Raw genomic sequence first — 9,603 nt, 5'->3', positions numbered from 1 at the left:
CATGCGAAAGGGCCGGCGGTGCGGTCACCGCCGGCCCTCTCAGCGTGCCCGGTCAGCTGTTCTTGGCCGACTCCTCCTCGGTCGCGGGGGCGCCGTTGGAGTCGGCGCCGACGGCCGCCTCTTCCGGGGCCTCGACGGCGTCGGCGTCGCCGGCGTCCACCGCCTTGCCGGGCTGCCCGCCCTTGACGGCCGGGTCGGCGGCCGGCTCGGCGATCGGGTCGGCGCGCCGCTTGGAGATGACGATCGCCGCGACGACGACCGCGACGGCCAGCACGGTCACCACGACGCGCAGCGCGGTGTTGCCCGCGTAGGTCACCACCGCGTCCGCGATCAGCAGCGCGACCAGGTTCATCACCTTGATCAGCGGGTTGATCGCGGGGCCGGCGGTGTCCTTGAACGGGTCGCCGACCGTGTCGCCGATGACCGTCGCCTCGTGCGCCTCGCTGCCCTTGCCGCCGAGGTGTCCCTCCTCGACGAGCTTCTTGGCGTTGTCCCAGGCGCCGCCGGAGTTGGCGAGGAACACCGCCATCAGCACGCCGGCGGCGATCGCGCCGCCCAGGTAGGCGCCGAGCGGCGCGTACCCGAGCGCGAACCCGACCGCGATCGGCGTCATGATCGCCAGCAGGCCGGGGGTGGCGAGCTCGCGCTGCGCGTCCCGGGTGCAGATGTCCACGACCCGGTCGTAGTCGGGCTGCTCGGTGTAGTCCATGATCCCGGGCTTGGTGCGGAACTGGTCGCGCACCTCCACCACGACCCGTCCGGCCGCCCGGCCGACCGCCATGATCGCCAGGCCGGAGAACAGGAACACCACGGCCGCACCGACGATCAGCCCGATCAGCACGTTCGGGCTGTCGATGGACAGGTTGAAGTTGACGAACTCGTCGCCGATCGCGTCCTTCGCGCTGCTGGACGCGTCATTGAGCGCGGCGATCACCGTCGTCCGGAAGGAGCCGAACAGCGCGGTCGCGGCGAGCACCGCCGTGGCGATCGCGATGCCCTTGGTGATCGCCTTGGTGGTGTTGCCGACCGCGTCGAGCCGCTCCAGGACGGCCGCGGCCTCGCCCTTCACGTCCCCGGACATCTCGGCGATGCCCTGGGCGTTGTCGGAGACGGGACCGAAGGTGTCCATCGAGACGATCACGCCGACCGTGGTCAGCAGCCCGGTGCCGGCCATCGCCACCGCGAACAGCGCGACGGTGGTGTTGCCGAAGCCGAGCAGGAACGCCCCGTACACCGCGCCGCCGATGACGAGCGCGGTGTAGACGGCCGACTCCAGGCCGAGCGAGATGCCGGACAGGATGACGGTCGCCGGGCCCGTCCGGGCGCTGTCGGTGACCTCCTTGACGGGCTTGCGGTTCGTCTCGGTGAAGTAGCCGGTGAGCAGCTGGATGACGCTCGCCAGCACGATGCCGATGATGACCGAGCCGAGGGCGACCCAGCGCGGGTCGGCGTCCAGGCCCCGGATGGCCTGGTCGGTGACGCCGCTCAGGTCCGCGAAGGACGAGGGCAGGTAGGTGAACGCGGCGATCGCGACGAGGATCGCCGAGATGCCCGCCGAGATGAAGAAGCCCCGGTTGATCGCCGTCATGCCGGAGCGGTCGCCGGAGCGGGGGGCCACCGCGAAGATGCCGATCACCGCGGTGATCACACCGATCATCGGGACGATCAGCGGGAAGACCAGGCCCTCGGTGCCGAACGCCGCCGTCCCCAGGATGAGCGCGGCGACCAGCGTGACCGCGTACGACTCGAACAGGTCGGCGGCCATGCCGGCGCAGTCGCCGACGTTGTCGCCCACGTTGTCGGCGATCGTCGCCGCGTTGCGCGGGTCGTCCTCCGGGATGCCCTGCTCGACCTTGCCGACGAGGTCGGCGCCGACGTCCGCGGCCTTGGTGAAGATGCCGCCGCCGACTCGCATGAACATGGCGAGCAGCGCGGCGCCGAACCCGAAGCCCTCCAGCACCTTCGGCGCGTCGCCCTGGTAGGCGAGGACGACGATCGCGGCGCCGAACAGGCCCAGGCCGACGGTGAACATGCCGGCGACGCCGCCGGTGCGGAACGCGATCCGCATGGCGGTCTTCTCGCCGCCCTCCTCGCGCGCCGCCGCGGCGACCCGGACGTTGCCGCGGACCGCGAGCCACATGCCGGTGAACCCGGTGACGGCGGAGAACAGCGCGCCGATGACGAAGAAGACCGACCGGCCGATCCGCTCGCTCGTCGAGTCGGCGGGGAGCAGCAGCAGGACGAGCGGGATCAGCACGACGAATATCGCGACCGTGCGGAACTGGCGTTTCAGGTAGGCGCCCGCACCCACCTGCACGGCCCGCGCGATCTCTTGCATCTTGGCGGTGCCCTGGCCAGCGGCCAGGACATCGCGGACGAGACCCGCGGCGACGGCCAGTGCCAACAGTGCGATCACAGCGACGACGACGACCAGGGAGAGGTCGCCGCCGCCGAGATCCACTTCTGCGCTGGCCGGGCTTGACAGGGAAAACCCGGACATCCGTCCTCCTCGACAGGGGCATTGCGACTGGATCGTCACCTAGAAGACGATCTTTACCGCGTACCCCGCGAGTCATGATTTCGAACGCCTCGCACGGCAACGCGGGTGCCGGGAGTCTACGCAGGCGCAACTCGAATGTTAAGGCCGCCCGGCCCTTGATGAAGATGTCACCGAAATGCAATGGCCGATACGCCGGAAATGGAGCCTAAGACCCGCACAGGGGTCATTGTCCCAGGTCAGCCTGGGTTAGACAGCCCTCACCCGGCCGCAACCTTGACACGCGCACGCGCCAATCGGCGCCGCGCCCCGGCGGCGGGCGTCGCATTCAAGGTAGGCATTAACACGAATTTTGTCCAGCCCCAAATCGCCCGAACCGACTTCATCCGCCTGAGAATCTCACAACACCCGCAACACGGGCCCCACCACCCCCACCCCCGTGACCGACGGCACGGCCTCCGGGTCCGGGGCCGGAAAGACTGAGGCCCCGCCGGTGGCGGGGCCTTCGGTCGTGTGGGGCGGGCGCGCGGCTAGATGGTCGCCTCGGCTTCGGCCGGCCAACTCATCCGTATCTGGACCCCCTTGGGAGTGGAGGCGATCTCCACGTCGTCGGCGAGGCCGGCGATGACCGCCAGCCCCAGCTCCGCCGTGCCCTCGCCCCAGCCGCCGTCCTCGAACTCGCCGTCGTCCACGGCCGTCTGGAGGTCGCCCGGCGTGCCGTCGCCGGGGACGGTGTCGCTGACGGTCACCTCGAAGCGGCGGTCGGCGCCGCTCAATTCGAGGCGGACGGGCTCGTCCGGGCAGTGCCGGCGGTGCGCCTCCACGGCGCGCGAGCACGCCTCGCCGACCGCGAGCCTGACCTCGTCCAGCAGCGGCTCGGCGACGCCACTGCGGCGGGCCACGGCGGTCACGATCAGGCGGGCGGTCCGCACGTGGACGGGCAGCGCGCTGAAGGACAGTTCAACGGTCGACATCTCAGCTGCAGGCCGCCTACTTGGCGTCCTTGCGCTTCGCCTCGGCATCGGCGATGGAGTCGTGGATGCCGAACACCTTGGTCAGCCCGGTGATCCGGAAGATCTTGAGGATGCGCTCCTGGGTGCACACCAGTTCCAGCGAGCCGTCGTGCGCGCGCACCCGCTTGAGCCCGCCGACCAGGACGCCGAGCCCGGTGGAGTCGAGGAACTCCACCTTCTCCATGTCCACGAGCAGGTGGAACTTGCCCTTGTTGACCAGGTCGATGAGCTTCTCGCGAAGCTTCGGCGCCGTGTAGACGTCGATCTCGCCCTCCACGTTGATGACGGTGAGGCCATCGTCGGTGGTGTAGTCGTTCACCTTCAGGTCCACAGATCCTCCACGCGCCGTGCAGCACTATCCGATCCCGATGCCCGGGCCACCGGACAGTGGCCGGCCATCGAGACTTCGCCGTGATTCAACCACGCTCCGGCGTCGTGCACGCACGTAATCGCCCACTCGGGCGAAAGTTCGCGCCATCCCGTCTGACCTGCTGCTCTACCGGCCAGGGCAGGGGGTACGGGCACCTCGGCGCCGGGGCGTTCCCGTAGTTCTGCCCAGGCTGGCAAACTGAAAACCTGATGGGCGTCCAAAGATCTTCAACTCCCCTCGACCGGCTCCTCGCCGACCCGTCGCGGCGCGACCGCATCACCCATGTGGAGCGCGTTCCCGCACGTCGGGGCCGCCGTGCCGGGTGGCCGTCCTGGGCACCCCCGCTGCTGGTCGAGCGGCTCGCGGCGGCGGGCATCGAGGCGCCCTGGGAGCACCAGGCCGCCGCCGCCGAACACGCCCGCGCGGGACGCTCCGTGATCATCGCCACAGGCACCGCGTCCGGGAAGTCCCTCGCCTACCTGCTGCCCTGCATCGACGCGATCTATGCCGGGGAGGAGAATCCTCGCCACGAGGGGACGATCCTCTACCTGTCGCCCACCAAGGCGCTCGCCGCCGACCAGCTCCGCGCGCTCCGCTCCCTGCACCTGACCCGCGTCCGCGCCGCGACCTACGACGGGGACACCCCGCAGGACGAGCGGACATGGGTCCGGCAGCACGCGAACTATGTGCTGACGAACCCGGACATGCTGCATCGGTCGATCCTGCCGGGGCATGCGCGCTGGTCCTCCTTCCTGCGCCGCCTCCGGTACGTCGTCATCGACGAGGCGCACGGATACCGCGGCGTCTTCGGGTCGCACGTCGCGCAGGTCCTGCGCCGCCTGCGCCGGCTGTGCGGGCGGTACCACGCGTCCCCCACCTTCATCCTGGCGTCGGCGACGGCGTCCTCGCCCGCGTCCGCCGCGTCCCGCCTCACCGGCCTGGACGTCGTCGCGGTGGACGACGACGCCTCCCCGCGCGGGCCCGCGACCTTCGCGCTCTGGGAACCGCCCCTCACCGAACTCCGCGGCGAACGCGGCGCCCCCGTCCGCCGCACGGCCACGGCCGAGGCGGGCGACCTGCTGGCCGACCTCGTCGTCGAGGGCGTCCAGACGCTCGCGTTCGTCCGGTCCAGGCGCGGGGCGGAGTCGGTGGCGCTCGGCGCCAAGCGCGCGCTGCACGAGGTCGCGCCGTCCTTGGCCGACCAGGTCGCCGCCTACCGCGCGGGCTACCTGCCCGAGGAGCGGCGCGCACTGGAGGCGGCCCTCCGCTCCCGCTCCATCGTCGGCCTGGCGAGCACCAACGCGCTCGAACTCGGCGTCGACGTCTCCGGCCTCGACGCCGTCCTCGTCTGCGGCTGGCCCGGCACCCGCGCGTCGCTCTGGCAGCAGGCCGGACGCGCCGGACGTTCCGGGCAGTCGGCCCTCGCCGTCCTCGTCGCGCGGGACGACCCGCTCGACACGTACCTCGTCCACCACCCCGAGGCGATCTTCGGGACGCCGGTCGAGGCGACCGTGCTCGACCCCGACAACCCGTACGTCCTTGAACCGCACCTTTGCGCGGCCGCGTCCGAGATGCCGCTCACCGAGGAGGACCTCCCCCTCTTCGGCCCGGCGACCGCCGACCTGCTGCCCGACCTCGTCCGCCGGGGCTTCCTCCGGCGGCGCCCCGCGGGCTGGTACTGGACGCGCCGCGACAAGGCCGCCGACCTGGCCGACATCCGCGGGGCGGGCGGCGCACCCGTCCAGGTGGTGGAGATGTCGACGGGCCGGCTCCTCGGCACCGTGGACGAGGCGTCGGCGCACACGACCGTCCACGAGGGCGCCGTCTACATCCACCAGGGCGAGTCGTACATCGTCCAGTCACTCGACCTGGACGACTCCGTCGCGCTCGTAGAAGCGGCCGACCCCGACTACTCGACGACCGCTCGCGACATCACCGACATCAGCATCGTCGAACGGCTCCGCTCGACCTCCTGGGGCGAGGCCACGCTCTGCTTCGGAACCGTCGAAGTGACCCGCCAGGTGGTCGCCTACCAGATGCGCCGCCTGCAGACAGGGGAGATGCTCGGCGAGAAACCCCTGGACCTACCGCCCCGCACCCTCCGCACCCGCGCCGTGTGGTGGACGCTCTCCGACTCGCAGATCGCCTCCCTGGGCGACCTCGACCTGGCGGGCGCGGCCCACGCAGCCGAACACGCCTCGATCGGCCTCCTGCCCCTGTTCGCGACCTGCGACCGCTGGGACATCGGCGGCGTCTCCACGGCCGTCCACCCCGACACGGGCCTGCTCACCGTCTTCGTGTACGACGGCCACGAAGGCGGCGCGGGCTTCGCCGAACGCGGCTACGCGGACGCCTCCTCCTGGCTGCACGCGACCCGCGACGCGATCGCCTCCTGCGAGTGCGACTCAGGCTGCCCGTCCTGCATCCAGTCCCCCAAGTGCGGCAACGGCAACGACCCCCTGGACAAACGAGGCGCGCTGACCCTCCTGGCGGCCCTACTGGCCCAGGCCCCCAAGTAGCACCGGCCCCGGCGGCGGGGCCTCCATCAATTCGGCGCGACGCGTTGGGCCGGAACCGACGGCTGGTCGCCCATCCCGCGGCGCGCCTGGGCGAGCGCCTGCTGCAGCCTCCGCCGCTCCATCTCCAGCGTCTGCAGGGACTCCTCGTGCTCGTCCCGCAGGTCCCGCAGCTCACGGCGCATGTTCATCGCCCGGCGGAAGCCCAGCGTCGCGACCGTCAGACCGGCCATGAACACGATCGCCACCACGGCGCCGGCCATGAAGACGTGCCACTCCTGCGTGATCCCCGGAATCTCGTGGCCGAACGCGGACATCTGGGCGCTTCCCGTGTTGTCCAGCACCACGGCGACACCCACCACGGCGGCGGCGAGCGCGACGATCAGCCCCAGGAAGATCATGCGGAGGGTCTCCTCTCCATCAGGCCCCCACTGACAGGGCCGAGGTCTCGGACGACAGTGACGCATTGCCGGACGATCCGGGCGATCCAGCACCGCAGCCTAGACCCTGCCCAATCCACCCCGCCAGCCTCCCTGATCAACCCACCTCCACCCTCACCACGCACATCACCCCAGACCGAAGCAACCCCAGGACAGCCGCGTCTTGCCGCCTGACATGCATGAGGCCGAGAGTACGGACGCAGGGGCGCCGACTCCTGGAGTCGGGACGGGCTACTTGCGGCGGTGGCTGCGCTTGGTCTTCTTGGGGGCGGGCTCGGCGATGCGGACGTTCACGCCGCTGGACCCCTTGCCGAGGGTCGCGGGCCGGCGAGCGGGCTTGGCCTTCGTGGCCACGCCCGACTTCTTAGCGGCCTTCGACTTCTTGCGTCCGGCGGACAGGACCGGGGCCGTCTTGGCGACGGCCTCGGCGCGTGCGATCTGCTCGCGCGCCTTGGCGACCCGCTTGCGGCCGGTGCCGCTGCGCGCGGCCCGGGCCGCCATGCCGTTGCTGCTCGTGCCCGCCTGGGCGACGCGCAGGCGGCGCGTCCACGTGCCGAGGTGAGCGGCGACGATCAGCAGGATCAGCGCGATGCCCACGCTCTTGCCCCACTGGAGGCGGTCGGTGCCCGCGACGTTCTGGGCCTTCGGCGAGTCGGTGGCGATCTGCGGCGCGGGGTAGGTGAGGCCGGGCGTCGCACCGTCCGGCTGGACGGACGGGAGCGTGACCGGCGACTCGTCGTTGAACGGCGTCAGCGGCGTATTCGCGCTGGGCACGGTCGAGTTCGCGGGGAGGGACGGAGCGGTGCCGCCGGGGAGGGCCGCCGACCCGCCGCCCAGCGTGGCGGTCGCGGTCGAGGTGCTCGAGTACAGCGACCCGCCCGTCCCGGTGGCCCGCCGTGCGCGGACGCCGACGGAGACGGCGCCGCTCGACCGGGTCAGCGAAAGGGTGGCGGAGCAGCTCGTCCCCTGGCAGAGGGAGTCGACCGAGCCCGACTTGCCCTTCACGCCTGACCCCGAGATCGCGTAGCCGGTGAGGTCGTCCTCCAGGCCGCGGTTCCACTTCACGACGAGCTTGCCGCCGGACGCGCTCGCGGACACTCCCGTCGGGGCGGCCGGCGCGATCCGCACGGTGAAGGTGTTGGAGTCGTAGATGTGGCCGGTCTGCTTGCCCTTGAGGAAGACCTTGTAGCGGCCGTTCCGGGTGATCGGGAAGGTTCCGGTCAGGTCTCCGGAGAGGCCGCGCTCGGCGAGGAACGTGTCGCCGATCCCGGGGCCGCTCACCCGCAGCTGCATGGTGATCGCGAAGTCGAAGTGGGCCTTGGCGGTCAGCTGGGAGCCGCTGGTGATGACCGCTCCGTCGGCCGGGGAGATGACACTCGTCGTGGCGGCCTGCGCCGGCAGGGCGCCGAGCACCGGGAAGCTCATCGCAAGGGGCGCCGCGAGCGCGACTGCACCGATCCTGCGAATGATGGTCACGCCTCAATCCCTTCGACAGCGTTCTGCTCGTCTCGTCCCGCTGAGGTCAACGCGGGGGGCTCACGCGTCCGGTGGTAACCATGGGCTTACAGCAGCGTAACGTACCACTGGGTAGCAGAAGTCACAGGACGATGACAATGCGCCGTTCGCGCGATTCCCCCACCCTATTGACATTGAGTGCAAGGAACTGTGTCGCGTCAGGGTACGCCGTCTCGTCCCACAGGACCAGCTTTTGCCCGGGAAACGACTCGCAGGCGTCCGATGCCCATCGGCACCCTCAGGCGGACGGTCACCGAGACGTCGACGACGCCCCCGCTCACCCGGCACCGCGACAGCCGGGCGCCGGACGCCGCCGCGATGTCGCCGGCCCGCCCGCAAGCGGATCCGCCGCCTTCCGCGATCCGCGCCGCCGCCGCCAACGCCGCCATGTCGGCCGCCGCATCGCCCCGGTGCCGCGCCGCCCGCACCCCGCCCACAGCGATCGCCGCCGCTCCGGTGATCCACACGAGGGCCGCGAACGCCACCACCCAAACCGTCCCCGACCCCCGATCCCCACCGCCGCCCCAAGCCCGCCCCACCAACACCCGCCTCCTAGCCATCAGACCGATCCCCCTCCCACGCCGTCACTCCGCAGAACTGCCCCCACTCCTCCTCATCCCTGCGATCGGCGGCACTCCGGGTTCGACGGCGGCGGCTGTGCGGGCGTGGACGATCAGGGGCGGGAGGCCGACTGCCGCGGGAGGCGCGACCGGGGCGGAGACGTCCACGTGGACGGTTGCCTCGTCGCGGCGGACCCGGACCGTCGCGCCCTTCGGGACGGCCCTCACCACGAGTTCGCGAACCGCGGTGAGGGACTCGCCTCGCGCCGCCGCGCGGGCGCCGGACCGGGCGGCGTCCGTACAGGTGAGCTGCACGGACACCGCCGACAGGCCCCACAGCGCGACGGCCGTGATCAGCACGAGGGCGGGGAGGGCCGCGGCGACCTCCGCGGTGGCCGTCCCGCGATCCCTCAGCCCGCGAGTTTGAGGGCCTTCTCGATGATGTGAAAGAGCAGGGTCTTCACCTGGGAGCTCGTCACGATCTTGAACAGCAGGCCGGCGAAGGCCGCCGCGGCGATCGTGCCGACGGCGTACTCCGCGGTGGACATCCCCCGGTCCCCGCGCAGACTGGTCCATCGCCGCACCACCATCTTCATCGCCCGCATGGGGCTCCTTTCGCTCGTCGTTCTCCTCAAGGCTGCGGGGCGGCGGCCCGGCGCGGCAGGTGAACGCGGTTCTGTGGAAAACCCCGG

The 9,603-nt window shown here is 71.4% G+C and carries 9 protein-coding genes; 1 reads left to right on the top strand and 8 read right to left on the bottom strand.

The window, feature by feature from the left end; translation table 11 throughout:
- Positions 1-52 precede the first annotated feature (52 nt).
- The 3 genes from ACIWVC_RS23565 to ACIWVC_RS23555 all read right to left on the bottom strand — a co-directional run bounded on the left by ACIWVC_RS23565 (position 53) and on the right by ACIWVC_RS23555 (position 3,841).
- Positions 53-2,500 carry a sodium-translocating pyrophosphatase gene (locus ACIWVC_RS23565; protein ID WP_396449766.1) on the bottom strand — a complete coding sequence of 816 codons (2,448 nt, stop codon included), beginning with the start codon at positions 2,498-2,500 and terminating at the stop codon, positions 53-55.
- A gap of 527 nt (positions 2,501-3,027) precedes the next feature.
- Positions 3,028-3,471, bottom strand: a complete 444-nt coding sequence (locus tag ACIWVC_RS23560) for an ATP-binding protein (protein WP_396449765.1) — start codon at positions 3,469-3,471, stop codon at positions 3,028-3,030.
- 16 nt (positions 3,472-3,487) lie between these two features.
- On the bottom strand, positions 3,488-3,841 hold the full coding sequence (locus ACIWVC_RS23555) for an STAS domain-containing protein (RefSeq protein WP_067628471.1): 354 nt from the start codon (positions 3,839-3,841) through the stop codon (positions 3,488-3,490).
- 248 nt (positions 3,842-4,089) lie between these two features.
- Here ACIWVC_RS23555 and ACIWVC_RS23550 point away from each other — a divergent pair, with 248 nt between their 5' ends.
- Positions 4,090-6,399 carry a DEAD/DEAH box helicase gene (locus tag ACIWVC_RS23550; RefSeq protein WP_396449764.1) on the top strand — a complete coding sequence of 770 codons (2,310 nt, stop codon included), beginning with the start codon at positions 4,090-4,092 and terminating at the stop codon, positions 6,397-6,399.
- Between the two features lie 26 nt (positions 6,400-6,425).
- Here the strand turns inward: ACIWVC_RS23550 and ACIWVC_RS23545 are convergent, their stop codons facing one another.
- The 5 genes from ACIWVC_RS23545 to ACIWVC_RS23525 form a co-directional block, all read right to left on the bottom strand.
- On the bottom strand, positions 6,426-6,797 hold the full coding sequence (locus ACIWVC_RS23545) for a hypothetical protein (RefSeq protein WP_396449763.1): 372 nt from the start codon (positions 6,795-6,797) through the stop codon (positions 6,426-6,428).
- Positions 6,798-7,067: 270 nt separating this feature from the next.
- Positions 7,068-8,312 carry a hypothetical protein gene (locus ACIWVC_RS23540; RefSeq protein WP_396449762.1) on the bottom strand — a complete coding sequence of 415 codons (1,245 nt, stop codon included), beginning with the start codon at positions 8,310-8,312 and terminating at the stop codon, positions 7,068-7,070.
- Between the two features lie 197 nt (positions 8,313-8,509).
- Positions 8,510-8,911: an Rv3654c family TadE-like protein gene (locus ACIWVC_RS23535; RefSeq protein WP_396449761.1), complete on the bottom strand. Its 402-nt coding sequence runs from the start codon at positions 8,909-8,911 to the stop codon at positions 8,510-8,512.
- Positions 8,912-8,935: 24 nt separating this feature from the next.
- Positions 8,936-9,325: a TadE family type IV pilus minor pilin gene (locus ACIWVC_RS23530; protein ID WP_396449769.1), complete on the bottom strand. Its 390-nt coding sequence runs from the start codon at positions 9,323-9,325 to the stop codon at positions 8,936-8,938.
- On the bottom strand, positions 9,322-9,603 hold a 282-nt coding region (locus ACIWVC_RS23525; RefSeq protein WP_396454579.1), incomplete at its 5' end, for a DUF4244 domain-containing protein. The genes ACIWVC_RS23525 and ACIWVC_RS23530, both read right to left, overlap by 4 nt.

Source organism: Actinomadura sp. (assembly GCF_044508335.1).
Classification (GTDB): domain Bacteria; phylum Actinomycetota; class Actinomycetes; order Streptosporangiales; family Streptosporangiaceae; genus Spirillospora.
The sequence above is the reverse complement of the archived record's forward strand: the minus strand, read 5'-3'. Positions and strand labels throughout refer to the sequence as shown.

Excerpts from the sequence above, each read along its gene's own strand:
- ACIWVC_RS23565 (WP_396449766.1), bottom strand. The coding sequence starts at position 2,500 with ATGTCCGGGTTTTCCCTGTCAAGCCCGGCCAGCGCAGAAGTGGATCTC.
- ACIWVC_RS23560 (WP_396449765.1), bottom strand. The coding sequence starts at position 3,471 with ATGTCGACCGTTGAACTGTCCTTCAGCGCGCTGCCCGTCCACGTGCGG.
- ACIWVC_RS23550 (WP_396449764.1), top strand. The coding sequence starts at position 4,090 with ATGGGCGTCCAAAGATCTTCAACTCCCCTCGACCGGCTCCTCGCCGAC.
- ACIWVC_RS23545 (WP_396449763.1), bottom strand. The coding sequence starts at position 6,797 with ATGATCTTCCTGGGGCTGATCGTCGCGCTCGCCGCCGCCGTGGTGGGT.
- ACIWVC_RS23535 (WP_396449761.1), bottom strand. The coding sequence starts at position 8,911 with ATGGCTAGGAGGCGGGTGTTGGTGGGGCGGGCTTGGGGCGGCGGTGGG.